26 protein-coding genes and 2 other annotated features are annotated in these 26,925 nt (G+C 52.2%); of the genes, 24 read left to right on the forward strand and 2 right to left on the reverse strand.

Annotated elements, in window-relative coordinates:
* Positions 1 to 24: 24 nt before the first annotated feature.
* Positions 25 to 984 (forward strand): RluA family pseudouridine synthase, encoded by a 960-nt coding sequence (locus tag B212_RS0103415; RefSeq protein ID WP_028530587.1) that lies wholly within the window; start codon positions 25 to 27, stop codon positions 982 to 984.
* A gap of 130 nt (positions 985 to 1,114) precedes the next feature.
* Here the strand turns inward: B212_RS0103415 and B212_RS0103420 are convergent, their stop codons facing one another.
* Entirely contained in the window at positions 1,115 to 1,315 is a 201-nt protein-coding gene (locus tag B212_RS0103420) for a hypothetical protein (protein ID WP_019908967.1), read from the reverse strand.
* An 89-nt stretch (positions 1,316 to 1,404) separates the two neighbouring features.
* Positions 1,405 to 2,661, reverse strand: a complete 1,257-nt coding sequence (locus B212_RS0103425) for a GGDEF domain-containing protein (RefSeq protein ID WP_028530588.1) — start codon at positions 2,659 to 2,661, stop codon at positions 1,405 to 1,407.
* 206 nt (positions 2,662 to 2,867) lie between these two features.
* Here B212_RS0103425 and B212_RS0103430 point away from each other — a divergent pair, with 206 nt between their 5' ends.
* The 23 genes from B212_RS0103430 to obgE all read left to right on the forward strand — a co-directional run bounded on the left by B212_RS0103430 (position 2,868) and on the right by obgE (position 26,815).
* Positions 2,868 to 4,151, forward strand: a complete 1,284-nt coding sequence (locus B212_RS0103430; protein ID WP_019908970.1) for a LysM peptidoglycan-binding domain-containing protein — start codon at positions 2,868 to 2,870, stop codon at positions 4,149 to 4,151.
* Between the two features lie 135 nt (positions 4,152 to 4,286).
* Positions 4,287 to 4,572 (forward strand) — a binding site (T-box leader).
* Positions 4,573 to 4,711: 139 nt separating this feature from the next.
* Positions 4,712 to 7,348 carry a valine--tRNA ligase gene (locus tag B212_RS0103435; RefSeq protein ID WP_028530589.1) on the forward strand — a complete coding sequence of 879 codons (2,637 nt, stop codon included), beginning with the start codon at positions 4,712 to 4,714 and terminating at the stop codon, positions 7,346 to 7,348.
* Positions 7,349 to 7,354: 6 nt separating this feature from the next.
* Positions 7,355 to 8,731 carry a bifunctional folylpolyglutamate synthase/dihydrofolate synthase gene (locus tag B212_RS0103440; protein ID WP_019908972.1) on the forward strand — a complete coding sequence of 459 codons (1,377 nt, stop codon included), beginning with the start codon at positions 7,355 to 7,357 and terminating at the stop codon, positions 8,729 to 8,731.
* Positions 8,732 to 8,738: 7 nt separating this feature from the next.
* Positions 8,739 to 10,115 carry a UDP-N-acetylmuramate--L-alanine ligase gene (gene murC / locus B212_RS0103445; protein ID WP_019908973.1) on the forward strand — a complete coding sequence of 459 codons (1,377 nt, stop codon included), beginning with the start codon at positions 8,739 to 8,741 and terminating at the stop codon, positions 10,113 to 10,115.
* A 205-nt stretch (positions 10,116 to 10,320) separates the two neighbouring features.
* On the forward strand, positions 10,321 to 11,502 hold the full coding sequence (locus tag B212_RS0103450; RefSeq protein WP_019908974.1) for a glycosyltransferase family 4 protein: 1,182 nt from the start codon (positions 10,321 to 10,323) through the stop codon (positions 11,500 to 11,502).
* A gap of 184 nt (positions 11,503 to 11,686) precedes the next feature.
* The gene (locus B212_RS0103455) at positions 11,687 to 12,868 is read left to right on the forward strand and encodes a glycosyltransferase family 4 protein (protein ID WP_019908975.1); all 1,182 of its coding nucleotides are present in this window, start codon (positions 11,687 to 11,689) and stop codon (positions 12,866 to 12,868) included.
* A 76-nt stretch (positions 12,869 to 12,944) separates the two neighbouring features.
* Entirely contained in the window at positions 12,945 to 14,264 is a 1,320-nt protein-coding gene (locus tag B212_RS30685) for an SPOR domain-containing protein (protein ID WP_019908976.1), read from the forward strand.
* A 171-nt stretch (positions 14,265 to 14,435) separates the two neighbouring features.
* Complete coding sequence (locus tag B212_RS0103465; RefSeq protein WP_019908977.1) at positions 14,436 to 14,681, forward strand: DUF4321 domain-containing protein; 246 nt, start codon at positions 14,436 to 14,438, stop codon at positions 14,679 to 14,681.
* 35 nt (positions 14,682 to 14,716) lie between these two features.
* Positions 14,717 to 15,328: a Maf family protein gene (locus B212_RS0103470; RefSeq protein ID WP_019908978.1), complete on the forward strand. Its 612-nt coding sequence runs from the start codon at positions 14,717 to 14,719 to the stop codon at positions 15,326 to 15,328.
* 15 nt (positions 15,329 to 15,343) lie between these two features.
* Complete coding sequence (gene radC, locus B212_RS0103475; RefSeq protein WP_019908979.1) at positions 15,344 to 16,033, forward strand: RadC family protein; 690 nt, start codon at positions 15,344 to 15,346, stop codon at positions 16,031 to 16,033.
* A 40-nt stretch (positions 16,034 to 16,073) separates the two neighbouring features.
* Entirely contained in the window at positions 16,074 to 17,108 is a 1,035-nt protein-coding gene (locus B212_RS0103480) for a rod shape-determining protein (protein WP_019908980.1), read from the forward strand.
* 59 nt (positions 17,109 to 17,167) lie between these two features.
* Positions 17,168 to 18,046 (forward strand): rod shape-determining protein MreC, encoded by an 879-nt coding sequence (gene mreC, locus B212_RS0103485; RefSeq protein WP_019908982.1) that lies wholly within the window; start codon positions 17,168 to 17,170, stop codon positions 18,044 to 18,046.
* Positions 18,046 to 18,576 carry a rod shape-determining protein MreD gene (mreD, locus tag B212_RS0103490; protein ID WP_019908983.1) on the forward strand — a complete coding sequence of 177 codons (531 nt, stop codon included), beginning with the start codon at positions 18,046 to 18,048 and terminating at the stop codon, positions 18,574 to 18,576. The genes mreC and mreD overlap by 1 nt, the downstream gene beginning before the upstream one ends.
* A gap of 80 nt (positions 18,577 to 18,656) precedes the next feature.
* Positions 18,657 to 19,316 (forward strand): septum site-determining protein MinC, encoded by a 660-nt coding sequence (gene minC / locus B212_RS0103495; RefSeq protein WP_019908984.1) that lies wholly within the window; start codon positions 18,657 to 18,659, stop codon positions 19,314 to 19,316.
* Between the two features lie 5 nt (positions 19,317 to 19,321).
* Complete coding sequence (minD, locus tag B212_RS0103500) at positions 19,322 to 20,116, forward strand: septum site-determining protein MinD (RefSeq protein ID WP_019908985.1); 795 nt, start codon at positions 19,322 to 19,324, stop codon at positions 20,114 to 20,116.
* Between the two features lie 225 nt (positions 20,117 to 20,341).
* Complete coding sequence (locus tag B212_RS0103505) at positions 20,342 to 21,211, forward strand: M23 family metallopeptidase (protein WP_019908986.1); 870 nt, start codon at positions 20,342 to 20,344, stop codon at positions 21,209 to 21,211.
* Positions 21,204 to 22,046: a M50 family metallopeptidase gene (locus B212_RS0103510; protein WP_019908987.1), complete on the forward strand. Its 843-nt coding sequence runs from the start codon at positions 21,204 to 21,206 to the stop codon at positions 22,044 to 22,046. The genes B212_RS0103505 and B212_RS0103510 overlap by 8 nt, the downstream gene beginning before the upstream one ends.
* Positions 22,047 to 22,107: 61 nt before the next feature.
* Positions 22,108 to 23,349, forward strand: a complete 1,242-nt coding sequence (locus B212_RS30690) for an Rne/Rng family ribonuclease (RefSeq protein ID WP_019908990.1) — start codon at positions 22,108 to 22,110, stop codon at positions 23,347 to 23,349.
* A gap of 104 nt (positions 23,350 to 23,453) precedes the next feature.
* Positions 23,454 to 23,539 (forward strand) — a sequence feature (ribosomal protein L21 leader region).
* A gap of 14 nt (positions 23,540 to 23,553) precedes the next feature.
* Positions 23,554 to 23,865 (forward strand): 50S ribosomal protein L21, encoded by a 312-nt coding sequence (gene rplU / locus B212_RS0103520; RefSeq protein WP_019908991.1) that lies wholly within the window; start codon positions 23,554 to 23,556, stop codon positions 23,863 to 23,865.
* 12 nt (positions 23,866 to 23,877) lie between these two features.
* Positions 23,878 to 24,213 carry a ribosomal-processing cysteine protease Prp gene (locus B212_RS0103525; RefSeq protein WP_019908992.1) on the forward strand — a complete coding sequence of 112 codons (336 nt, stop codon included), beginning with the start codon at positions 23,878 to 23,880 and terminating at the stop codon, positions 24,211 to 24,213.
* Positions 24,214 to 24,231: 18 nt separating this feature from the next.
* Positions 24,232 to 24,543, forward strand: a complete 312-nt coding sequence (rpmA, locus tag B212_RS0103530) for a 50S ribosomal protein L27 (RefSeq protein ID WP_019908993.1) — start codon at positions 24,232 to 24,234, stop codon at positions 24,541 to 24,543.
* Positions 24,544 to 24,748: 205 nt separating this feature from the next.
* Complete coding sequence (locus B212_RS0103535; protein WP_019908994.1) at positions 24,749 to 25,489, forward strand: Spo0B domain-containing protein; 741 nt, start codon at positions 24,749 to 24,751, stop codon at positions 25,487 to 25,489.
* Positions 25,490 to 25,504: 15 nt separating this feature from the next.
* Positions 25,505 to 26,815 (forward strand): GTPase ObgE, encoded by a 1,311-nt coding sequence (obgE, locus tag B212_RS0103540; protein ID WP_019908995.1) that lies wholly within the window; start codon positions 25,505 to 25,507, stop codon positions 26,813 to 26,815.
* Positions 26,816 to 26,925 lie beyond the last annotated feature (110 nt).

A 26,925-nucleotide genomic window follows, 5' to 3' on the forward strand; every position in this document is an offset into this window, starting at 1 on the left:
GAGAAGGGACATGTCTCCGGCGGCATTGCAGGCGGCGGAGCATGGACCCGCCGGGGGGAATGGCTGGAGGCCATGCCCGGACGGGCCGTTACCGCTGCCGCAGATGCGGAGGCGGCGGTAGACAGGTGGCTGCTGGCCACCGCCGGGATGCCTGCGAAGCTTCATGCGCGCTTGCGCCGCGAGGGCGGCATCCAGTGGCGGGGAGACCGGCTGCGGCTCTTGCTGTTCCCCTACCGGGAGGCGGGAATTGAGCCGGTATGGCAGGAGGCCGGGGTGCTTTTCGAGGATGATTTTTGCCTCGTTGTCCATAAGCCTGCGGGCATGGGGGTTCACCCGGATGGCAGCAGTGATGAGGTCACGCTGGATCATGTCGTTGCGGCGCATTATGCCGCTTCCGGCGGAGGCGTCGCCGTCCGCCACATCCATCGGCTGGACAAAGACACGACTGGGCCGGTGCTGTATGCGAAGAATGAATACGCGCAGCTTGTTCTCGATGAGGCTATGCGCGGCAAAGAAGTCTCACGGCTCTACGCCGCGATTGTGGAGGGCATCGTGCCGCCGGCGCTTAAGGTCATCGACGCCCCGATCGGGCGGGACCGCCATCATGCGGCCCGCCGGCGGGTCTCGCCGGGCGGACAAGCGGCGATGACGCAAATCATAGGCCGCGAGGTGCTGCAGGGCGGAACTGCGGTCAAGGTGGAGCTTGAGACCGGACGCACGCACCAGATCCGTGTTCACCTCAGTCACATGGGCCATCCGTTATACGGGGATGAGCTGTACGGCGGTCCTCCTTGGAACTCCGGCGTTACGGAAGTAGACACCGGTCAGCGCCAGCGTCCGCAGGCCAAGGGCCGTCAGGCACTGCACGGTGAAATGCTTGTGTTCAACCATCCTTGGAGCCGGGAGAAGCTGGAAATAACCGATCCTTGGCCGGAGGACATGCTCCGGCTGCGGGAGCTGCTCGGTTGCGGCCCGCAAGAGTAAGGTTCCCCGCAGCGGATTGGATGCGGGTCAGTGGGAACTTAAAAGGAGACGTAAAGTTACGCCGCAGCGTAGCCTTACGTCTCCTTTTTTTCGGATATCGTCCTTATAAGAAAGGCGTAGCCGTTTCCACTTACTGGAGCCTCTTTTCATAATCTCTGATGTAATCGCGGCCTGCTTGAGTGAGCTTGCCTGCACGGGCATAGCCCGCTTCGTGAATATGTCTCAGCACGGTATTGAAATCCCTTTGCTCCACACCAATTTGCTGGAACTCAGGTGTCAGTTGTTGCTCGATCACCTTCAAGCTTAGATATACGGGGTCAACGCTGGTCAATGCCTTCACCCTCCTTCCTGCCGGGGATTCTGCTGTTATTGCGACAGTGTATTCCCGGCAGAGCCCGTTGGTGACACTCTATCTGCACACTAAGACTCCGGCAGCTCCAGCTCATTTTTCCAGGAGAGACGGTTTCGGCCAAGCTTCTTCGATTCCAGCAGCAGTTGGTCGGCGCAGACGTAGCCTTTTTCTATGGAAGTTTTCTGGCCCGGAGCTGCCTTGTAATAGTACAGTCCAAAAGAAGCCGAATACACCACGGTGATGTTCTCCTCCTCGAATTCCGCAGTAACACTGTGCTCGTGAATATCGTCCAGAATCTCCTGGATTTGCGTGCGGCACTGCTCAAAGGTCTTGTTTCTTAAAAAAATCGTGAACTCTTCCCCTCCGCTGCGGAACAGAATGTCCTTCTCCTGCAAATGCGCCTTTAAGGTTTCGGCAAAATGGATAATGACCCGGTCGCCGACGGCGTGGTTGTAGGTATCGTTGATTTTTTTGAAGCGGTCGATGTCAGCGACAACAACACCGATGTTTTCTCCGCTCTGGCCCAGCTCCTTCATCATTTTGTCCATGTGGGCCCGGTTGAAGGTTCCTGTCAAAAAATCCTGGTAGGCCATCTGCTCGAATTTATCCCGTTCAAATTTATGCTGGGCGCTTTGCGATTTGGAATAGAAGGAAAGGCTGACGATGTAATTCAGCAGGAAAAGCGCGATCAGCATCTCCCATTTCTCCATTTGCAGCAGCCGCAGCAATAAAGCATTGGTCAGGGTTACCTTGCTGAAGTCCAGCAGATTTCTGTTCTTGAACATGATGTTGTAGGCCTCATGGCGGGTGGTGATATCTCCTGACAGCGCAAAGGTAATCACAATAAAGCCTGAAGATAGGGTTGTTGTTACACAGACTACCAGCAGAAAGAGCAGCCAGTAGCCTACGCCCAGCGGAATCTTTTCGGCAAAGGGGTAGAGCAGCGTATAAAGGTAATAGCTGGCCGAGCCGCCAAGCGCGAAGGAGCCGATATTATAAAAGGTATCCAGGAATTCTCCGGGATCTGCGGTTTTCGTTTTCTTTTTGTAAAAAAATACGGTAAACCGGTAAAATACCTCGAACAGGAATGTGCCAAGAGGGCCGGCGAATATGCCAAAAGAAGAAGTATAGCTGATTGCATAATCTATGTTGGAGTTGCCGCTGCGGGTCACTATGCGCAACTGATAATAAAAGCTGGAGAACGCCCAGTATAGAATCAGTGCCAGAATATATGTATGGTCCAGGACTACAGCGTGGTTCGCGCCGAAGGCTATGGCGAGGGAAGCCATAAACAGGAAAAGGTCAAATACCCTTGCTCTAGACATAACGATGATCTTCCTTTCAGGAGTTATACCGATTATAACCGAAAAAGGGTTCACCCGGACAAGAAAGTTGTTCCTGTCCGCCAGAGCCCAGCCCAAAGTTGTCATGCCTTCCTGATTGAAGCATATACATGAGTGGAGTAACATTTTGGGCTTATGCTCTGGGCTTGTCTCAGGGTTAGATTATGCCAAGAAGGAGGACACTTTCCGTGTTTGACCAGTCCCACGGTTTGCGGTTTGATATTTATGAACGCATTCATCTGCCGGCAGAGCTTCCGGGAATAGCTGAGCTGGAAGAGGTTGAACTGATCCCGGACATCCAGGTGATTCAGCGGGAGGACCGGGCTGAGCTGTACGGCCAACTGCTCCTCACCGGGCTCTACCGGGGAGAAGATGACCGGACACAACGTCTGGAGCATGCAATTCCCGTTGAAATTACAGTTCCGCTGACACGGGTCAGCTCGCTTGACGACATAGGGGTGGAGATCGAAAATTTCGATATTGACCTGCTTACGATGCGCACAGTCAATATAACCGGCGTACTTTCGCTGCATGGAATCGGAACCGGTGACACGCAGCCTGCCTGGCAGCAGGAGGAGTATACCGTAGCGTATTCCCCCGAGGAAGAGGGGCGGGTCGCGGAAGCTCCGGCTGGTGAACGTGAGCATGAGAGTGAGGCGCTCTATGAGAATTCGCTCTGGACCTATAACGAGGGAGCGACGGATATTTCCGCGCATGTGGCTGAGAATGTAAGCAGCAATGGCAATCCTTGGGGAACTGTGGAGTCTGCTGCAAATCCGCCACTTCCGGAGGCGGTAGTGTCCACGCAGCCTGCGGACCTTGCCCCCGAGCAGCAAAAGGACAAGGAAGCGAAATTGCGTACCCACAATCTGAATTCGGGAATCAGCGCCTCAGATAATACCGGCTCCGTGGAGAGTAGCGCTGAGACTCCTTCTGCAGAGGTTCATGCGGTTTACCAAGAAGAGCTTGCGCTCTCTTCCGAAGCTTTGGACAATGAGGCCTCCTCGCCTAATGAGCCCGCAGCAGAATCTGCACCGGAAAACGAGAATGTGCCTGAGCTGTCACCCGAGGTCCAGACGATGCCTGAGGAGAAAGAGAAGGAGAAGGCTGATCTGAAGATCGGCGTCGGCAGTAAAAAAGAGGAGAAGCCTGCGGCGCAGGAGCATCTCTCCTTCTCCTCCCTGCTTGGCGCAGGCCGGGTCCGCAAGGAGCAGGAGATCCAGCACTCCGAGCAGCCGGTATCTGCGCCGGCAGCCCCCGAGGCCGGCAATGACACGGAGTGGAAAAGCCGGTTTATCGGCGGTCTGAACGGCGCGGATATGTTCCGCAAGGTCAGGCTCTGCATTGTCCAGCGTGAAGACACCCTGGATACCATCGCGGAGAAATATCAGCTTAGCGCACGGGAGCTGGTGATGTACAATCGCCTCTCCGGGCAGAACGTGGAGGAAGGGCAGGTTCTGTACATTCCCTGACAGTAATTATTAGAAGGTCCCGGCCGGAAGCGGTGCGGGATCTTCTTATGCATGTTTGCATGTATAAGTTCCGCAGTTTGTGTGTATGCTGGTTGACTAGGAATAGTACTAAATGTATTATGGAAATAAGTAAAGTGAAAGACTGGGAACGGGAAGAGTAGGCGGTCAGCCCTTCAGAGAGCGGAATTTGTTGTTGCTGTGAACTTCCGCAGGATGCAGCCCCCGAAGTCGCCCCGGAGTCGCCCTTCTAAGCCTGATTTCATGATATGAAATTCAGGGTAGGATGTGGCCGGATGCAGCCGTTATCTGCATGAGTGTCGCGCTGGGCTTGTAGAACCGTTAGGGGCTAAAGGCTGAGGGTTATTTTTGTATAGCGCGAAACAAAGGTGGTACCGCGAAAGAATGGCCTTTCGTCCTTTGAGACGAAGGGCCTTTTTGTGCATAATATGCTACTTAAATGGAGGGTTCCAACAATGGCTGATCACAACATTACAACGCCTGAGCTGCCGGACCTGCAGGACACAGCAGAGGCTGGCGCAGCAAACGGCAAGCAGAACGATATGCCGACTACATATGATCCGAAGTCGGCGGAGCAGAAATGGTACGCTTACTGGATGGAGCACGGCTTCTTTGAAGCCGGCAAACGTCCTGAAGCAGAGCCCTACAGCATCGTAATTCCCCCGCCGAATGTTACGGGCATGCTGCATATCGGGCATGCGCTTGACTTCACGCTGCAGGATATTCTGATCCGCACCAAGCGGATGCAAGGTTATGATACCCTCTGGCTGCCGGGAACAGACCACGCCGGTATTGCAACCCAGACGAAGGTGGAGCAGAAGCTCCGCCAGCAGGGCATCTCCCGCCACGACCTCGGACGGGAGAAGTTTCTGGAGCAGGTATGGGCCTGGAAAGACCAATATGCGGAAACCATTCATGAGCAATGGGCGAAGATGGGCTTGTCCCTCGACTATTCACGGGAACGGTTCACCCTGGATGAAGGCTTGTCGGGCGGCGTACGCAAGGTTTTTGTGGAGCTGTACCGAAAAGGCCTGATCTACCGCGGCAAACGCATCATCAACTGGGACCCGGCCGCACGTACGGCATTGTCTGATATTGAGGTTGAATATAAAGAGGTTAACGGCCATCTGTATCACCTGCGTTATCCGCTGAAGGACGGCAGCGGCTTCCTTACGGTAGCCACGACGCGTCCGGAAACGATGCTGGGCGATACGGCTGTAGCGGTGCATCCGGAGGATGATCGCTATAAGGACCTGATTGGCAAAACCTTAATTCTTCCGATTATTGGTCGCGAAATTCCAATTATTGCCGATGAATATGTAGAGAAGGATTTCGGCAGCGGCGCGGTTAAGATTACCCCGGCGCATGATCCGAATGACTTCGAAGTAGGTCTTCGCCACAATCTTCCGCAAATTAATGTCATGGATGAAAGCGGGACAATGAACGAGGAAGCCGGTCCTTATCAAGGCCAGGACCGCAGTGAATGCCGTAAGGCCATCGTTGCGGATCTGCAGGAGCAGGGTGTACTGGTTGCTATTGAAGACCATGTGCATCAGGTAGGGCACAGCGAGCGCTCGGGTGCAGTTGTTGAGCCTTATCTGTCAACCCAATGGTTCGTCAAGATGCAGCCTCTGGCGGAAGCGGCCATTGCCGCTCAAAAGGATGGCACTGGCGTTAACTTCGTGCCGGAACGCTTCGAACGGACGTATCTGAACTGGATCGAGAATATCCGCGACTGGTGTATTTCCCGCCAGCTATGGTGGGGACACCGCATCCCGGCATGGTACTCCGAATCTACGGGTGAAGTATTTGTGGCGGACTGTGAAGAGGAAGCCCGTCAAATCAGCGGACTCGATGATCTGAAGCAGGACGAGGACGTTCTCGACACCTGGTTCAGCTCTAATCTGTGGCCGTTCGCAACCCTGGGCTGGCCGGATGAGAGCAGCAGCGATTTCCAGCGTTTTTATCCTAACAATGTACTGGTTACCGGCTATGACATCATTTACTTCTGGGTAGCCCGGATGATCTTCAGTGCGCTTGAATTCACCGGCAAGAAGCCGTTCTCCGATGTGCTGATGCACGGTCTTGTGCGCGATGCCGAAGGCCGTAAAATGTCCAAATCGCTCGGCAACGGGATTGATCCGCTGGATGTTATCGAGCAGTACGGCGCGGACGCCATGCGCTACATGATTTCGACAGGCATTACGGCTGGACAGGATTTACGTTTCCGTATGGAGAAGGTAGAGCAGGCGCGTAATTTTGCCAACAAGATCTGGAATGCTTCGCGCTTTGCATTGATGAATCTGGAAGGTGTAAGCTTCGCGGATATTGACATTACAGGTGAGCTTTCGACCGCAGACCGCTGGATTCTTCACCGCCTGAACGAAACTTCTCGCGATATTACGCGTCTAATTGACGCGTACGAGTATGGCGAAACCGGCCGTCTCCTGTACAATTTCATCTGGGATGATCTGTGCGACTGGTATATAGAATTCGCGAAGCTGTCGCTTTATGGTGCGGACGCTGCTGCCAAAGCCAAGACACAATCGGTGCTGGCTTATGTGCTTGACCGCACGCTGCGCCTGATTCATCCGTTCATGCCATTCATTACGGAGGAAATCTGGCAGCATCTGCCGCATGAGGGTGACACGATTACCTTGGCGGAATGGCCGAAATACGACTCCGCTCTGGAGAACGCCGGGGCTGTGGCGGAAATGAATCTGCTGATGGACGTGATCCGTGCGGTCCGCAATATCCGTGCCGAAGTTAACGTTCCGATGAGCAAGAAGGTAGAACTGATTATCAAAGCTGCGGATGAAGAAACACTCGGCATTATTTCCCGGAACGATAATTATATCGGACGTTTCTGCAACACCTCTTCCTTTGAGTCGGGCCTCAATCCGCAAACGCCGGACGAGGTAATGTCTGCTGTGGTTACGGGAGCAGAGCTGCTGCTGCCGCTCGCAGGACTGATTGATATCGGGCAGGAAATTATCCGTCTGGAAAAAGAAGTGCAGACGCTGAACAGCGAAGTAGAGCGCGTGGAGAAGAAGCTCGGGAATCAGGGCTTCGTCGCCAAAGCGCCGGCTAAAGTCATCGAAGAGGAACGGGCAAAGCAGGCGGACTATTCTGCCAAACGTGAGAAAGTGCTGGCCCGCATCGCAGAGCTGAAAGGATAAGGGACCATGAAAGAGTTGATCGGGAGCGGCGGAACCGCTCCCTTAAGTTCTTATACAGAAGCGGTGAATTGGATTAACGGCCTGATTCCTTTCGGCATCCGCCCGGGTCTTGAGCGGATCGAACGGCTTATGGAGCTGCTGGGTCATCCGCACCGCCGGCTGAAGTTCATTCATGTGGCGGGAACGAACGGCAAGGGCTCGACTTGTGCTTTTCTGACCCATGTGCTGATTCAAAGCGGATATAGCGTCGGAACCTTTACGTCTCCCTACATCACTAAATTTACGAACCGTTTTCAATATAACGGCACGGATATTTCTGAAGCGGAGCTGACAGAGCTGGCGAATAGGCTGCATCCGCTGGTGGAAAGAATCGCGGACAGTGAGCTTGGATCGCCCACAATGTTCGAAGTCTCGACTGCTCTGGCCATTCTCTATTATGCGGAAGTCTGCCATCCCGATGTAGTCGTATGGGAGACAGGTCTTGGGGGAAGGCTGGATGTAACGAATATCGTAACCCCGATTGTGTCTGTAATTACGAATGTCGGCCATGATCATACCGATGTCCTGGGAGATACACTTGAGAAGATCGCCTTTGAGAAAGCCGGTATTATTAAGCCCGGTGTTCCTGCTGTAAGCTGCGTAAGCCAGCCGGAGGCGATAGCGGTTCTGAAGGCCAAAGCTGCGGCCAGCAATTCCACGCTCTATCTTGCCGGAGAGGATTTCGGCTATGAGAATGTCCGGATCAAGGACGGCTTGCAGACCTTTACCTTCACAGGCCCTTTCCGTGCGCTTGAGCTTGGAATCTCCATGAAGGGCGAGCACCAGCTCAGTAATAGTGCCGGAGCCATGATGGTCCTGGAGGTTCTGCGTCAATATATGGCGTTCATGCTGGAGGATGACGATGTGGCGGAAGGCTTCCGCCGCACTTTTTGGGCGGGAAGACTGGAGGAAGTAAGCACTTCTCCGCGAATTGTGCTGGACGGTGCGCATAATCCTGAAGGTGCGGAGAGCCTGGCAAGAAGTCTGCCGCAGTTTTATAAGTACAATAAATTAAATTTGCTCATGGGGATGCTGGCGAATAAGCATCATGAGTCATACTTCAAGCATATACTGCCTATAGTGGATACGCTCATCCTGACCGAACCGGATTTCCGGAAGAAAATGGACGCGGAAGACCTGCAGGCCATTGCAGAACGTCTGCGCGGGAAATATGCCAAAGAAAATTTGAAAATCATTGTAGAACATAATTGGGGCCAGGCGCTGCAAATGCTGCAGTCGATTACAGCGGAGAAGGACCTTGCGGTTGTCTCCGGAACGCTGTATTTGATCTCAGATGTGCGCAGTACGCTTTTAGGGCAACCCGATTCTGAAAAAGGCTGGTGACGAACTGTTGGATACTACTGAACGTGTGCATTTTATAGGGATCGGCGGCTATGGTATGAGCGCGATTGCCCGGGTAATGCTGGAAATGGGATATACGGTTACGGGCTCCGACGTGGCGGCTCAGGAATTGACCGAGAAATTGATTGCCAAAGGCGCCAAGGTCTATATCGGACATACGGCGGAGCAGGTGAAAGGCGCGGACCTGGTCGTGTATTCTACGGCTTTGGCGAGTGATAATGTGGAATGGGTAGAAGCGGAACGGCTTAAGATTCCGGTTCTGCACCGCTCGCAAATGCTGGCCCGGCTGCTGAATGAGCGCAAGGGTGTAGCTATTGCCGGCGCACATGGCAAAACTACCACCTCTTCCATGATCGCTCTTATCATGGAGGATTGCGGGGTAGACCCGACTTATATTATCGGCGGAGAAATTATGAATGTCGGTACGAATGCGAAAGCGGGACAAGGGGAGTATGTAGTGGCTGAAGCGGATGAAAGCGACGGCTCCTTCCTGCAGTACCATCCTTGGCTTGGCATCGTTACGAATATTGAAGCGGATCATCTGGAGAACTATGGCGGTGATTTTGGACGGCTGAAGAAAGCCTATGTACAGTTCATGAACCAGATGCGCGAGGATGGCACTGCCATTATCTGTGCGGATGATGAGACAGCCGTCTCCCTTCTGCCGGAAGTGACAGCGAATGTCATCACCTATGGCATTCATTCAAAGACTGCGGATTACAATGCAACTGATATTGTTCTTGGCGACCGCCAGGTGTCGTATACAATGAACTACGGCAGCGAGGTGCTGGGCCGGATTGAACTGTCCATTCCCGGAAAGTACAATCTCTATAATTCCATGGCAGCAGTGATCGCTTGTCTGAAAGCAGGGATTTCGTTCGATGCGATTGCCGCCTCCATTGTGAAGTTCCACGGCGCAAAGCGGCGGTTCCAGGTGCTAGGAGAAGTCAATGAGATTCTGGTCATTGATGATTATGCGCATCATCCAACGGAGATTCAGGCAACGATCAGTGCAGCCAAGGCAACCGGAAAGCGGATTATCGCCGTTTTCCAGCCACAGCGCTACACACGTACCTTCTTCCTGCTGGATGCCTTCAGCCGTGCCTTCAGTGAGGCTGATGAAGTCATTATTACCGACATCTATTCGCCGGCCGGAGAGAAGCAGATCGAGGGCGTTAGCTCCGCTAAGCTGGTAGAATTGATCGTGCAGAACAGCAATGCCGGTGCAAGGCATCTGCCGACTAAGGAGGCTGTGCTGGCCGATTTGCAGGGCCGTCTCGCTCCGGGCGATCTCGTTCTCACCATGGGAGCAGGAGACATCTGGAAGGTTGGATATGCACTGGCTGATGGATTGAAGAAGCTATAAAACTTGCATCACAGCATAGTTATTTACGGAAACGGCTGCTGCCCTTTTTTGATAAGGGTGGATATGCCGTTTCTTTTTTATGACGGAAAATATTTTTGGAAAATCCACAAAACGACAAAAACAGGATGCACTTTGGGGTAATATATGCTAGACGCTTAGCGGCGCGGACAGAGATACAGAAACTATGAGAATAGGAGACGAAGACATGAGGGAGAAAATGTTGTTTATTTCCGCAGAGAACCCATTTCCGCAAGACAGCGGCGGCAAGCTGAGAACGGGCAATATTCTGAATATTTTGCTGGCCAAATATGATGTGGACTTGTTGACCTACCGCAATTCAAGGCCCGCAGCAGAGAAAAAAGAAGTGCCGGCTCTCAACGTGTATGAGGTCGAACGCACAATGAATTACCGCAAGGCCATGCTTCGTTCGTTATATAAATGGCGTAACAGCTCTTACATGAGTCATTTAGACGTAGATATGCGCAGCCGGATTAATGAGCTCAGCCGCCAGAATAACTATAGCCATGTGTTTATTTCCCACAGTTTGCTGGGGAGCTGTATTGATATCGTCAGGCGAGCGCTGCCCGGAGCCGTCATTGTTACCGATGCCCACAATTTCGAGAGTGGCCTGTCCGCGCAGCTTGCGAAGAAAAAGCAGGGAATAGCCAAGCTGTTTTATTCGCTTAACGCTGTATGGACACGGCGGGATGAATTGAAGCTGATGAACAAAACAAATCTGCTGCTGACCACCTCGGAGCAGGACGCTTTGGCCTTCAAGGCGTTATCGCCTGCAAATTCAGATAAGGTCCAAGTCATTCCTAACTTTATCCGTTTGGAGGATTATCCTGCAAAAAGAAATATTCCCAAAGAAAAGTGGATTATTTTACCGGGAAATATGAACTATTTTCCCAATGTTAACGCAGCCGCTTATTTCTACCGCGATATCTATCCGCTCGTTAAGGCCAAGGTGCCTGAGATCAAATGGTATATCGTTGGCCGGGATGTGCACCCGGAGGTCGCGGCTCTGGCTGAAAAAGACTCCTCCATCGTCATCACCGGTTACGTTGACAGTGTGGCCGACTATGTGCGCAAAGCTCAGGTTGTCATTGCCCCCTTGCGGGAAGGAAGCGGGACACGCCTGAAAATTCTGGAGGCCTGGGCGCTTAAAACACCTGTAGTCTCAAGCTCAAAAGGAGCGGAAGGCCTGCACTATGAACATTCCAAGAACATAATGATCGCCGATGATCCGGCAGCCTTTGCAGGCAGTGTGGTTCAGCTCCTACAGGATCATGAACGGGGAATAGTGCTGGCGGACCATGCTTACGAAACGCTGCTTGCCTATTACGAAGCGGGTAGTATCAGGGAAAAACTGCTCCGATTCGTTTGAATTTATGTATTTTTCGTAAAAAAATATTTTTTACCCTATAAATCGACAAACATTTAGGCGAAAATGCGCTACTATTGATCTACATCTAAAGTTTCATAAAAAGCGGCGGGATGGGCCCCGGTCTGCTTTTTTTCTGCATATTTATTTGCGTAGATAGTTTTCATAGAATTAAGGAGCTAACGCCATGAGAAAGAGAATGCTCTTCCTGTCAGCCAGGAATCAATGCGGCGAGAATCTTGGAGATGAATTCAGAACAGAAAATTTTCTTAATATCCTATTGGAGAAATTTGATATTGATCTTCTGGAGTATTGCCATTGCGAGCAAAAGTCGCTAACCGGTTCCGCACCTGCTCTTACCGTCCATCGGGTCAATCGGGTCTCCACGCCCGGAGGGCCGCTGCTGCGTACGCTGAACAGGCTGCGTTCCGGCGTTGATCCGGCAGACGCCGGCAAACACCTGCGGACCAGGATCAAGGGGCTGTGCGGCCTGCATACCTACAGCCATGTGTTTATATCACACAGACTGCTGGCGAACTGTATTGATATGGTGGCTGCCCTGCTTCCCAAAGCGGTCATTATTACGGATGCTCAACGGACCATGAGAAGACCGGTAAGCAGGGAAGGGACAGGCAAACGTGGGATTAAGCAACGCTATTATAAGATAAATGCCGCACGGGTCCGCCGGAATGAGCGCAAGCTAATGAACAAGACCGGCCTCTTGCTGACGGCTTCCGAGTGGGATGCCCTGTCCTTCAAGGCTTTATCTTTTGCCAATGCCGGTAAGGTGCATGTTATCCCGCCATTTGTTGATCTGCAGGAATATCAGTATCCCGAACCGGCCCGCAGAGAAAATGGAATTGTGCTCCATTGGAATATGCATACCGTTCAGGGGAAGAACGCCTGCCTGTTATTTTACAGGAGGATATATCCTTTGATTCAGGCGGAAATACCGGATTGCAAGTGTTACATAGTGGGTGCGGATGTGCATCCGGAGATTCTGGAATTGGCCAAAGCGGATTCCTCTATTGTGATTGTCCGAGAAAGCGGGGATGCTCCGGGTTATATTCGCCGGTCGAAAGCGGTCATTGCCTCTTTGCGTGAGGGGTACGGGGAATTGATGCAGATTCTTGAAGCCTGGGCGCTTCGAACTCCAGTGGTGACAAGCCCGAAGGGCGCGGAGCAGTTGATCTGCGAAAATGGCCGGAATATATTGCTGGCAGACACTGCCGAGGAAATTGCCGAACAGGTGGTGAAGCTGCTGCAGACGCCCGAGCTTGGTTCCATCATCGCAGAGCGGGCTTACCGGACGCTGCTCAAGCACTATGAGGTGAAGAAAGTTAAGGCTAAAGTGCTGAGTCTGGTGTAATTATAGCAAAATAGCATATCTTCCTCTCGTCTATCATATATTTCTTTATAGATTAGACGACAGTGAGGTGTGAGCATTGAGTAACGGAAGAATGACATTCCGCTTTGATGTGGATAGGGACAAGAGCAGACCTGAGCCGCTGGAGCGCAGGCCGACAGCAGGGCTGGGAACAGCCAAGGAGTACGAGGAAATAGAGCTGCGGCGGGAGGCCGAGTTGCGCCAGCGGTCAGTTGATACCGATTACGAGACTGAGCAGGCAGGACATTTAGTAGAACTGGACGATTATGATCTTATTGGCCGCCGCAGGGAGGAACGGGGGAAAGAGCTCAGAGAGCTTGATGATACAAGGCAGTCGTTCTTTGCCTCTGATCATACGTCTGATTTATGGGAGCAAGAACCGCGTTATCCACTTGTTCCTCAAGGTGACCGTGAGGAACAATACGGGGAGCGGTACCGGGGCGGCGAGTGGAGGACGGAGGCGGAGTCCTTCGGCGATAGTCCGCTGTCCGGGGGGAGCTACAGCGGCAGTTATCACACCCGCCGTCCCTCCTACTGGTGGAAGCTCGCCCTTGCTATAACGGGTGCATTAGGGACTGGTGTGCTGCTCGGTTATGCTGCTTTGTCTTTTATAGGCGGAGGAACCCTCACAGGAGGAAGCGGCGCTGCCAAAGTGGAATCCTCAGCCATGCAGAACAGCTCGCCCACGGCTGATGGACAGACCGCAGCAGGCAATGCGGGCTCCAAGCTTCCGGGTGCTGCAAATGAGGGAGCAATAAGCCGGATTCCCGTGCAAGTGGCAGCACAAAGCTATTATCTCCTGCAATATGGCGTGTTCAGCACACCTGCGGGAGCGGAGCAGGCACGGCAGGAGCTGCTTGATACCGGTCTTGCCGCGGCTAACGACCCAGCGGACGGCAACCGGGTATATGCCGGCATGTCGCCTGACCGGGAGCAGGCCAAGCTGCTCAGCAGCGGTCTGAAGAACCAGGGAGTCGAGCTTTATGTGAGAGGGGTAACGCTTCCTGCTGTAGAGCATGCTGCCTTTACTGGAACGGCTGAAACGGTGAACAGCTATTTCGCTGCCAGCGGGAAACTGTTGAATGAAATGAGCGGACTGTCGGCTTCGCTGTTAAGCGGACAGGGACAGGCGGCCGACAGCCCGGTGGTCAGCGATCTTCACATGCAGTGGACCGAAGCATTTAAAGCGCTGGAGCCCGGATTGCCGGCAGAGGCCCGGAGTCTCTGCGCAGAGCTTGAGAAATCCATGAGCCAGGGGATTTCCGCACTGGATGAGTATAAGAAGAACAAAGCCCAAGGCCATCTGTGGGAGGTGCAGGAAGCGATGATGAGCTTCCTCACCGGACAGAAGCGCCTGCTGTCCCTGCTTGCTGAATGAGCGTCCAAATGAACATGTTATGGAGATCCTCCGCTTACGGTTTTCTGCCGCGCGGAGGATTTTTTTGCTGCCCGAGTGGTAATCATTTCCGTCCCGGATTTTGCGTTTGTATTGAACTCCGTTTCACCGTATAATAATTAGGGTGTCAAAAAATGGCGAGGGAAGACTTAAATGAAGAAGAAAAATGTGGGAATACTGCTGTTATTTCTTATTCTGGGCTGGCTGGCCGGAGCGTGGATCGCCAAGCTGCTGGAACCTGTGAGAGCTCTGTCTTTTCTTACAACCTCGACTATACTTAAATGGTCGCCGCAAGCCGATTTGGACATCATATCCTATGACATCACTATTCATTTGAAATTGTGCTTGCTCAGCCTAGCCGGTATTATCACAGCCCTGTGGCTCTACCGGAGATTATAGCATTCGCTGCTGACTTCAGAAGGGACGTTAATACTGTGGAGCATGACAACTCACGCCTTATTATTCTTGCTTCGGGTTCTCCGCGCCGCCGGGAGCTGTTATCTCTTTTGGGCTTGCCCTTCGAGGTAATGGTAAGCGACGCTGATGAGAGCACGCCGCCGGGCTTGCCGCCGGAGGAAATTGTGCGCATGCTGGCTTTGCGTAAAGCAGAAGCCGCCCTGCATGCCGCGGGGGAGCGGAATGCTCTTATTATTGGCAGCGACACGATTGTTATGCTCGGTGATAAGGTGCTTGGCAAGCCTGTAGACCAGCAAGACAGCAGACACATGCTGCGGATGCTTCAGGGCAAGACCCATCAGGTATATACCGGAGTCGCTTGCATGGGGACGGAAGGCAGAACTATGGTAGAGCACCGTGTAACCTCCGTAACCATTAGAGAGATGAGCGAAGAGGACATTACCGCCTACATTGCTACCGGGGAGCCAGCCGACAAGGCCGGCTCTTATGGAATTCAAGGCCTGGGCGCCACACTGGTGGAACGGATTGACGGCTGCTATTTTAACGTGGTCGGATTGCCGCTTTCGCTGCTGGGGAACATGCTGTCCAGCTTTGGCATTTCTGTGCTGGGCCGTCAAGGAGCGCATTAGGAAAGAGGGATAGGGATGGAGTCGCAATCACTTATGCTGCGGGACCTCCCCCATGAAGAACGACCACGAGAGCGCATGATGCACTATGGGGCGGAATCACTTAGCCAGGCGGAGCTGCTGGCCATTCTGCTGCGTACGGGTACGCGGGCGGAATCGGCTATTCATATTGCCCAGCGGATGCTGGGACAAGCAGGAGGTCTCCGCGGGCTGGCGGACCTGAGCATTGAAGAACTGACGAATATCAAAGGCATCGGTCTCGCCAAGGCCGTGCAACTGAAAGCTGGCATAGAGCTGGGGAGACGTATGGCAAACTCCCGGCTTACCGAGCCGGTCATCATCCGCAGTCCGAAGGACGCGGCGGAGATTCTGACCGAGCAACTGCGTTATTTGCAGAAGGAGCATTTTGTCTGTCTCTTTCTGAATACGAAGAATCATGTTATTGCGCAGGAGACATTATCCATGGGCAGCCTCAACGCCTCCATTGTGCATCCCCGCGAGGTGTTTCGGGCAGCTATGAAATGCAGCAGCGCAGCTATTATATGCGCACACAATCATCCGAGCGGCGATCCTACGCCAAGCCCGGAGGACATTTCTTTAACCTCAAGATTGCTCCAGGCTGGTGAAATTGTCGGAATCGACGTACTGGACCATTTGGTCATTGGTGACGGCAGTTTTGTAAGTTTGAAGGAAAAAGGATTTATGTAATATAATTGTTCAGATACACAAGGAAAAGGAGAATACAAGCATGTTAGGTGGTTTTACGAAAGATTTAGGAATTGATCTGGGGACGGCGAATACGCTAGTCTATGTACGCGGCAAGGGGATCGTTGTCAGAGAGCCTTCCGTTGTGGCCATTAATACAGATACCAAGTCGATAGAAGCTGTAGGCGAATCCGCCAAAAAAATGATCGGCCGCACGCCGGGAAATATCCGGGCCATTCGTCCAATGAAGGATGGGGTAATTGCCGATTTTGATACTACGGCTACAATGATTAAATATTTTATCCGCCAGGCGCAGAAGCAGCGCTCTATGTTCCAGCGCCACCCGAATGTAATGGTGTGTGTGCCGTCCGGGATTACCGCTGTCGAGCAGCGTGCAGTAGAGGATGCTACGAAGCAGGCGGGAGCACGTGAGGCTTACATTATTGAGGAACCTTTTGCCGCTGCTATCGGTGCTGATCTCCCGGTGTGGGAGCCAACAGGCAGTATGGTTGTGGATATCGGCGGAGGCACTACCGAAGTGGCTGTAATCTCCCTTGGCGGTATTGTGACCAGCCGTTCCGTAAGAGTGGCGGGAGATGAGGCCGATGAGTCCATCATTCAATATATCAAGCGCCAGTACAATCTGATGATCGGGGAACGCACTTCAGAGCAGCTTAAGATGGATATAGGCTCTGCCCTTCCGCTTGAGAAGACGGAAACGATGGAAATCCGGGGCCGTGATCTCGTGACCGGACTGCCGAAGACGCTGACCATTACTTCCGATGAAATTTGCGAAGCCTTGTCGGATACCGTTAATTCGATTATGGAGGCTGTCAAGGTAACGCTGGAGAAATGTCCGCCGGAGCTGGCAGCCGACATCATGGACCGCGGTATTGTTCTTACGGGCGGGGGAGCGCTGCTGCGCAATCTGGATAAGCTGCTGGCCCGCGAGACAGGAATGCCGGTTATTGTGGCTGAGAACCCGCTGGATTGCGTAGTGATTGGAACAGGCAAAGCCCTGGAGAATATTCATCTTTTCAAGAGCCGCAGTAGCTCCAGTCTTCGTTCCAAACGATAAGAATCCGTCATGTATGTGAACGTCAACCCCTGATATGGGAGAAATACGTTTGTTAGAGGGTGTTGAAACTGTTTAAGCTGTTTAATAATAAGCGCCTTTTCATATTGTTGATTACACTGGTTATGTTTATCGTTGTTATGGGGTTCAGTCTGGGGACAAGGAAATCCTTGTCCTGGCCGGAGAATTTCCTCAGAGACACGACCGGCTTCGTGCAAAATCTGTTCTACAAGCCCGCTGGATATGTAGCGGGCTTGTTCCAAGATATCGGGAATTTGCATGAACTTGCCGAGGAGAATGAGCGGCTCACAATCCTGGCTGCCCAGTATGCGCGGGATAAGGCGCAGTATAACTTCATTAAGGCGCAGAATGAACAATACAAAATAGATCTTAAATTTACTCAGGCCCAGAAGAATCTGTACAATTATGAGTACCATATCGCTAACGTTGTCAGTGTGACTACTGAGCCTAGCAATAATACACTTGTTATTGATCTCGGGTCCAAGGATGGCATTAAACCAAATATGTCCGTGACCTCTGTAGACGGATTGGTTGGAGTAGTAAGCAAAGTAAGCAATTTCTACTCTACGGTGAAGCTGATGACGATGATGGATGTGAATGATCCGAACTCGCAGCCGCCGATTGCTGCAACGGTCTTTAACAAAGAAGGCACTACCTTTGGCATGATTGAATCCTACGACCAGCAGAGCGGCATGCTGATGATGAACAAGATTCCTGCAGGCAATCCCATTGCTAAGGGAGATACCATTATTTCCTCCGGTATAGGAGGTCTGTATCCCCGCGGGATGACAATCGGAACGGTCCAAAGCGTTAAGATCGGAGAGTACGGATTAACTTCAACGGCAATTATCAAACCAGCGGCGGGTTTTCAGGATTGGAAGGAATTGTTCGTTGTCTTTACGGAGGAGCGTGCCGAATAGTGAAGATGCGCAGGTCCGTCTTAGTTCTGCTGTTGTTTCTATTATTTATCATTGAGGGCACGATCATGCCCTGGCTGCTCCCGGATGCCTGGGAGATGCGGATTATTCCCAATCTCGTTTTTGTCGTGATTCTATTCGTTACGGTATATCATCACCGGCATACGGCACTTCTGCTTGGCTTATCCTTTGGAATGCTGCATGATGTAGTATTTTATGGCCGGATTCTTGGCGCTCATTCCTTTGCGATGGGGTTGTCCGCTTATTTGATCGGCCTAGTGTTTCAGCTTCCGCGCGCGCCGTTGCCGCTGATGATGTCTGTTGTCCTGCTGGGCAGCCTACTTGAAGACAGTATGCTGTTTGCAATTTACAGCGTCTTTAATTTAGGACAGGCTCCTTATAATTGGGCACTGCTGCATCATATGCTGCCTACTATGTTATTTCATTTTGTTATTGCCCTGCTCCTCTATGTTCCGCTGCGGCGCCAGCTCGAGCTGCTGAAGAAAGAGACCCGCAAGGAGGAGGCTGCTTGAGCCGGACTACATTTTCTTACATGGGAAAGAAGGAATTTGCCTGGCCCGGCACGAATGAATGAGAATGGGGGGACAGGCATATGACAGTACAATCCAAGCATGTAAGGATAAAGGGCATCAAAGATGGCCTGGTTTTCCTGCTAGACGACAAGTGCCCCTTTGAAGATCTTTTAAGCGAGCTGCGTTATAAGCTGGAGCACAGTCATCAGAATATTTTGACCGGACCCATTATGCATGTCGACATTAAGCTGGGCAGCCGTACTGTAACTGAGGAAGACAAGGAAGCCGTGCTGGACATTCTGAAAAGCCAGGGTAACCTGCTGATCCGGTCCATAGATGCTGTAGAGGAGCCTTCCGATAAGGACGAGGATGCTCTGTTTATGATGAGTGGAATGCTTCGTTCCGGCCAGGTACTGCACCATGAAGGGAATCTTCTGTTTCTGGGCGATGTGAACCCGGGCGGGACGATATCCTGTACCGGTGATATTTATATACTCGGAGCACTCCGGGGGATGGCTCATGCCGGTGTGGACGGCAATCAGGAGGCGATCATCGCCGCTTCTTTGCTGTCACCGACACAGCTCAGAATAGCTGATGTAATCAGCCGCCCTCCTGACGAATGGGGAACCCGGGAGAGCAGCATGGAATTTGCCTATTTAACGGACGGTGCTATGCAGATCGACAAAATTCATAATATAGTCAAATTACGTCAGGGTTTAAATGTGTTTAAAGGGGTGTAGCCTCCATGGGAGAAGCGATTGTCGTAACCTCGGGCAAAGGCGGGGTGGGTAAAACAACCACAACGGCCAATATTGGCACCGCGCTTGCATTGCAGGGCAAAAAAGTATGTCTGGTCGATACCGACATTGGACTGCGGAATCTGGATGTAGTCATGGGGCTGGAGAACCGCATTATTTATGATCTTGTCGATGTGGCAGAAGGCCGCTGCCGCCTCAACCAGGCGCTGGTCAAGGACAAGCGCTTTGATGATCTGTACATGCTGCCGGCGGCGCAGACGAAGGACAAGACCTCCGTTACACCGGAGCAAGTGAAGGATATTGTGCTTGAGCTTAAGAAAGAATATGAATATATCCTGATTGACTGTCCGGCGGGAATCGAGCATGGGTTCCGCAATGCCATTGCCGGTGCGGACAAGGCTATTGTCGTCACCACGCCGGAGCACGCTGCAGTGCGGGATGCGGACCGGATTATTGGCCTTTTGGAGCAGTCGCATGTCGAGTCGCCGAAGCTTGTGGTTAACCGGATACGGCCGGGGCTTATAAAATCAGGGGATATGCTCGATATTGAGGATGTTCTGCAGGTGCTGAACATTGATTTGATCGGAATTGTTCCCGATGATGAGCTGGTAATCAAGGCGGCGAACAGCGGTGAACCAACGGTTATGAATCCCGATTCGGCTGCGGCAATCGCTTACCGCAATATTGCCCGGCGTATTCTCGGGGATGCCGTACCGCTTATGCAGCTTGACCGCAAGCCGGGAGCGTTCAAGAAATTCAAAAAGTTCTTTGGCATGGGCTGAACGTATATACTGCATGATTAGAAGATCAATCTATCGCATGATCCCGCCAGCAGTAAACTCTGCGGCGGGATTTTTTTGTGACAATACAGGCTTTCTTCTGTCCGCTTGACTTCCGGGTACGCCCAATTTGCCGCATTTCTGTATTCCCCCTGGCGGGGGCTTGTTCTAAAGCAGCTTGTGTACTTCATAAAATGATAGTAAAACAAGCCCGCCGGAGGGATGAAGATGGAACAGAAATCCGATATTAAAGGCCGACGCAAGGAACGCATCCGCAGCCTGCTCGAGCTGGAGGATGTCCCGCAAGCATCGGCAGTGCCGCCGATGTTTGCCCTGCCTGATCAGACATCTACCTTTAAGGAATGGGGGGCGGGAGCCAAACATAATACTTCGGCTTCCCCTGAACCGGACCCCGAGACCCTATGGAAGCAGCGGCGCGGGGGCTGGATGGATGAGGGTGGGGGAGGCGGGGACAAGCCGAGGTTTGTTTCCGGCTTTTTGCGGAGATTCATTGCAAGCATCATTGTGTTTGGCGCTGTTTGGGGTATTTTTGCCCTCAGAGAGCCTTGGGCGCTGAAGGCGCAGGCCTTTATCTCCGACGCACTCAGCAGAGATATGGATTTTGCCGCTGCCCGCGTCTGGTATGAGGACCATTTTAGCGGAGCGCCGGCATTTATCCCGATGTTTGGCGATAAAGCGGAGCCGGCTGAGAAGGTAACAGCCAAATCGGAGCTTAGTGCCCCGATTGAGGGGAGCATCGTACTTCCTTTTGAGGCGGCGCTAAAAGGTGTCGAGATCATGCCCGCCAAAAATTCAAATGGCACGCTCACAGTGAAAAGTGTAGATACCGGCCGCGTGTTGTCCGTTTCCAAAGAAGCGCAGGGCGGAATTCGGATTACCGTCCGCCACACAGGAGACATAACGGCAGAATACGGCCATTTGAGCGGGACAAGGCTGGCGGCCGATGACTGGGTGCAGAGCGGGGACAGCATCGGCTGGCTGCAGGAAACGGAGAATGCTTCGGCTCCGCTGCTATTTTTTGCGGTTATGAAAGACAAGACTTATATTGATCCCGCCGAAGTGGTATCGTTTGATTAGGGTTCGGGGCATCGGGCTGTCACTGCACCCCCTGTTCGTATTGGTTATGTTCTTCTCGGTCCTCACCGGACAGTTTCTGGAACTGCTCACTTTATTCACAATTGTATTGATCCATGAAATGGGACATGTCTGTGCGGCCCTGCTTAGCGGGGTGACGGTGAAGTCTGTGCAATTGCTTCCTTTCGGGGGAGTGGCGGTTATGGAGGATCATGGACGTCTTACTGCGGTGCGGGAGATCGGTATCGCGCTTGCCGGCCCGCTGCAGAACGGTGTGATGATTCTCACGGCGCTTGGGCTCCAGCAGACCGGGTATGGCAGCAGTGCGTTTCTTGCTTATTTTATACAGGCAAATGCCATTATCGCACTTTTTAATCTCCTGCCGGTTCTGCCCCTCGATGGGGGTAAAATCTTTCAAGCGGCTCTTAGCCTGCTGCTGCCGTATTACTTCACACTACTGTGGAGCGGCAGAGTAAGCATCGTGGCCAGTGTGTGTGCTCTGGTCTATGCGCTGCTGCCGCTGGGCAGCGGCGGAGGACTCCGGCTGAACCTGCTGATGATCGGCTTGTTCCTGCTGTATTCGAACCTTACGGATCAGCGTAATTTACCATACCGTTTCGTTGCTTTTTTGATGAATCGAGAGTCTGCATATGAGCGTTATCAGCAGTCAGGAAGTGCCGCACACCCGATAGTTGCCTTCTCTGCGAAACCTTTGGATGATATATTGCGTCTATTTAAACGTAACCAATATCATTTTATCTATGTAATGAATGAGGAGAAGAATGTGGTGGCCGTTGTGCCGGAGCAGAAATTGATTTCCTCTTATTTTGGAATGTAGGGTTAGACCGTATCCCTTAAATGAATGCGGCATATGCTTGATTTGAACCAGAGGTGAAGCCATGAAACAAATGATCGTTCACTGCACGCAGTCTATTACCCGGATGGCTCTTCTGGAGAATGGGAGTCTTGTGGAATATGCGGCTGAACACGATCAGCAGCAAGGACTGGTCGGCAGCTATTATAAGGGCAGGGTTGTAAATGTTTTACCAGGCATGCAGGCTGCTTTTGTTGATATTGGACAGAAGAAGAATGCTTTTTTATATGTAGATGATGTTCTGCCTCCACATTTGGAGAAGCAGCCGGAGGTCAAGCCCTCTATTGAGATGCTGCTTAAGCCCGGGCAGGAAATTGTCGTCCAGGTAAGAAAAGAACCGCGCGGCGGCAAGGGTGCCCGGGTAACGACGCACTATACTCTTCCGGGACGCTGGGTCGTGTACATGCCTTTTGCCGAGTACGTGGGTGTATCCAAAAAAATCAGCCGTGAATCGGAACGTACCCGCCTGAAGGGAATCGGTGAACGGCTGCGGCGGCGGGAAGAGGGGCTTATCATGCGGACTGTATCGGAGGATGAACCGGTGGAGGCCGTTGAGGGGGATTTAGCTTTTCTACGCGCGCAGTGGGAGATGATTAGCAGCCGGTCGCAAGAAACTGTGGCTCCGGCTCATCTGCATAGCGACCTCAGCATTGTCCAGCGGTTCATCAGGGATGCGTTCAATCCGCAGAAGGATGAACTGATGATTGATTCGGCCAAAGCGGTCCGCGAGGCGGAAGCTTTTCTGAATGATATGGCTCCCGGAAGGCACAAGCCTATTGGATTTTACCGTGGACATGAGTCCATCTTCACCGCCTATGGCGTTCAGGAGCAACTGCACAGAAGCTTTGCCCGCAAAATCACTATGGAGGGCGGAGCAACGCTGATATGGGATGAGACAGAGGCGCTTACCGTAATAGATGTCAATACGGCTCAATATACCGGCGGAGCTACGCTCGAGGAGACCGTGACGCGTACGAATCTTCTGGCGGCGGAGGAGATTGGCCGGCTTATCCGGCTGCGGGACACAGGGGGCATCATCATCATCGACTTCATTGATATGGAGCAGGAAGAGCACCGGAGGATGGTCACTGAACGGCTGGAGGGTGTGATCAGCCGTGACCGCACACAGACGCACATTCTCGGCTGGACCCATCTTGGCCTTCTGGAGATGACCCGCAAGAAAGCCAGGCATGATTCGGCGGGTTTTACCCCGGTAATCTGTCAATGCTGCGGGGGAACCGGCAAGGTTGGCGCGTGGCTGGAATAGTGTCTGAATTCACAATAAATCTGTTTTTTATCTAGGCATGTTATTGACTGTCTATAATTAGTATGATAGTATCGTTAAGTATGTGTCTGGTTATTCTAATCCTGCACATGCTGTAACCGCTCCGATCGGGTACATAAGCGCGGTTCCCGCGGGAATTTGCCACCTAGACTAGGCGAGTCTGAGACATGAGGAGGTGCAAGTACAATGTATGCAATTATCGAAACTGGCGGTAAGCAATACAGAGTCCAAGAAGGCGATGTATTGTTCATTGAGAAGCTGGAAGCTGAAGACGGCGCAAGCGTAACGTTTGACCGTGTCTTGGCTGTTTCTAACGAAGGTGGTTTGACTGCAGGAACTCCGCTGGTAAGCGGCGCGTCTGTAACAGCCAAAGTCGAGAAGCATGGTAAGGGTCAGAAGGTTGTAGTTTACAAATACAAACCTAAGAAGAACTACCACAAGAAGCAAGGTCATCGTCAACCGTACACTAAAGTAACTATCGAGAAGATCCAGGCGTAAGAAGGTGCGTTAATGATTAACGTGCGGATTACACGGGTGTCTGATCAAGGTGCGATTGTCGGTTTTACTGTAAAAGGGCATGCGGAGTTCGCTAAGAAGGGCTGGGATATCGTGTGTGCCGGTGTTTCCACTGCTACATTTGGAACGGTGAACTCGATTGAGAAGCTGACTGGTGTGATTCTGGACACTTCAACCGATGATGGATTTCTAAGCGGAACCCTGGTTCCGGTGGATAATCCTGAAGTTTCCGCCAAGGTTCAGCTACTGCTGGAGTCTATGGTCGTAATGCTCAGCGATATCGCAGAATCATACGGGAAGTATATTAAGATACAGCAAGTCATTATTTGAAGAAGGAGGTTGACCAACATGTTGAAATTGGATCTTCAGTTTTTCGCATCGAAAAAAGGTGTAGGTTCCACAAAAAACGGACGTGATTCCCACTCCAAACGTCTTGGCGTTAAGCGTGCTGACGGTCAAGCAGTAACCGGCGGCAACATTCTGGTTCGTCAACGCGGAACCAAAATTCACCCCGGCACTAACGTAGGCATCGGTAAGGACGATACCTTGTTCGCTTTGGTGGACGGTGTAGTGAAGTTCGAACGTTGGGGCCGCGATCGCAAGAAAGTGAGCGTGTACCCGGTTGATGTCGCTCCGGTAGCAGCGGCGCTGGAAGCGTAAGCTTTCCGAACAAATCGCAAGTAGAAGCCTCCGGCATGAGTGCCGGGGGTTTTTTTGCAGAAAGATAAGAAGTTATAGGACTCAAGCTTTGAATGCTGGTGACCTGCGGAGAAAGCCTGTGTTATACTGGGAAATGGTAAATATCAAGCAAAAAGAAACGGTTACATTGGCATGAATTTTGCGAACTGAGGGACGGGGAGAAAGAATGAAATCCTGGAAAAGTATTGTCTGGGCTGTCATGTTATCCGTATTGCTTCCTTTGGGTCTCGTGTATTGGCATACCTCCCTTTTCACATGCCTGCTGCTCGGCGTATGGGTAGCTGCGGTGCTTGCTTTCAGCTTTGTTTACAACCGGCGTCATTATGAAGAGGAACTGTGCTTACAGGAGAAAACTCTGCAGCAGGCGGCGAACCGGACACTGAATCATCATCGTCATGATTGGATGAATGATCTGCAAGTGCTTTACGGATATATCCAGTTAGGCAAGCCTGATAAATCCTTGGAGTGTGTGGGAAGAATAAAGGAACGAATCGCGCTGGACAGCCGTATTTCCAAACTCGGCATACCGTCGCTGGTGTTCTATTTACAATCTTTCCGTACCTTCAGAAGCAGTCTGGAACTGGAAGTGCAGGTGGAGGAAGGATTGCAGCTTGAGGACAAGCTTAGCCCGGAGACGGGCGATGAGCTGACTTCGGTGATTATGCAGACGGTAAGGGCTTATCAGTACAGCGGACTTGCTCCACAAGGCGATACGCGGAAGCTGCGCCTTGGTTTTTCACAGGATGGAGGAGACATTCTTATCTCTTTCGAAAGCGAGGATGATCATGGCAATCCGGAGCTGCTGCAGGGGCAAATTTATAATATAGTACAAGGAAAAATCATAAAAGCGGACCAGACAAAACGAGACGAAGCTTGCGTGAAGCTGCGGCTGCCGCTGAAGATGTAAGGAAGGTGAGTATAAATGTTCGTAGATAAAGCCAAGATTTATGTAAAAGGCGGCGACGGCGGCGATGGCCTCGTGGCGTTTCGCCGGGAGAAATATGTGCCGGAAGGCGGACCTGCCGGCGGCGACGGCGGGCGCGGCGGCGACGTTATTTTTCGTGTGGATGAAGGCTTGCGCACATTGATGGATTTCCGTTATCAACGCCACTTCAAAGCTGAACGCGGAGTAAAAGGGCGCAACAAAAGCCAGCATGGAGCAAATGCCGAGCATATGATCGTGCGTATCCCTCCGGGAACGGTACTGATCGACGATGATACCCAAGAAGTAATCGCCGACATGACCCGTCATGGACAGCAGGTGGTGGTTGCGCGGGGCGGACGGGGCGGACGGGGAAATACCCGTTTTGCCACGCCGGCTAATTCAGCTCCTGAGCTGGCGGAGAACGGTGAAGAAGGACAGGAACGTTATATTATCATGGAACTGAAGGTAATGGCCGATGTGGGGCTTGTGGGCTTCCCGAGCGTGGGGAAATCGACGCTGTTGTCGGTGGTTTCTGCGGCTCAGCCCAAAATTGGGGCATATCATTTTACAACGATAACTCCGAACCTGGGTGTGGTCGATGTTGGGGATAGCCGAAGCTTTGTCATGGCGGATCTGCCGGGATTAATTGAAGGTGCCAGTGAAGGCGTTGGTCTTGGCCACGAATTCCTGCGTCACGTTGAACGTACCCGTATTATCATCCATGTGGTGGATATGTCCGGCTCCGAAGGACGCGATCCTTTCGAGGATTGGGTCATGATTAATGATGAGCTGAAGCAATATAATGCGAATCTCACTGACCGTCCGCAAATTGTGGCGGCGAACAAAATGGATATGCCTGAATCGGAGGAGAACCTGATTTCTTTCCGTGAACGTGTGGCGGAACTGCGGCCGGATCTGGAGATTATGCCGATCTCTTCTCTCACCCGGCAAGGGGTGCAGGAGCTGCTCTACCGTGCAGCGGATATTCTTGACAGTATACCGGTTGCCCCTGTTGTTGAAGAGGTAGCGGAAACCTCGGAGCGCAAAGTGTATAAGCTTGAAACGGAAGAGGACAACTCCTTCACGATTACCCGCGACAATGATGCCTTTGTGGTCAGCAGCCCTCGGATTGAGCGGATGCTGAAGCGGATGCAGCTTAGTACACATGATGCTATTCTTAAGCTGGCCCGCACACTGCGCCATATGGGCGTGGATGCAGAGCTGCGTAAGCGCGGCGCGGTTGAAGGCACGATTGTCCGTATAGGTGATTTTGAATTCGAATTTGTTGAGAACAGCAGCTACTATTAAGTCATTGGCTGCTTATGCCGCATATTAACGCCGACTGTGTTTCCCCGGGGAGACACAGTCGGCGTTTTTTTTATAGAGATACCTAATTCAAGCTAATTATGCGCACCCAA

This window comes from Paenibacillus sp. HW567 (assembly GCF_000374185.1).
Taxonomy (GTDB): Bacteria; Bacillota; Bacilli; order Paenibacillales; family Paenibacillaceae; genus Paenibacillus_AQ.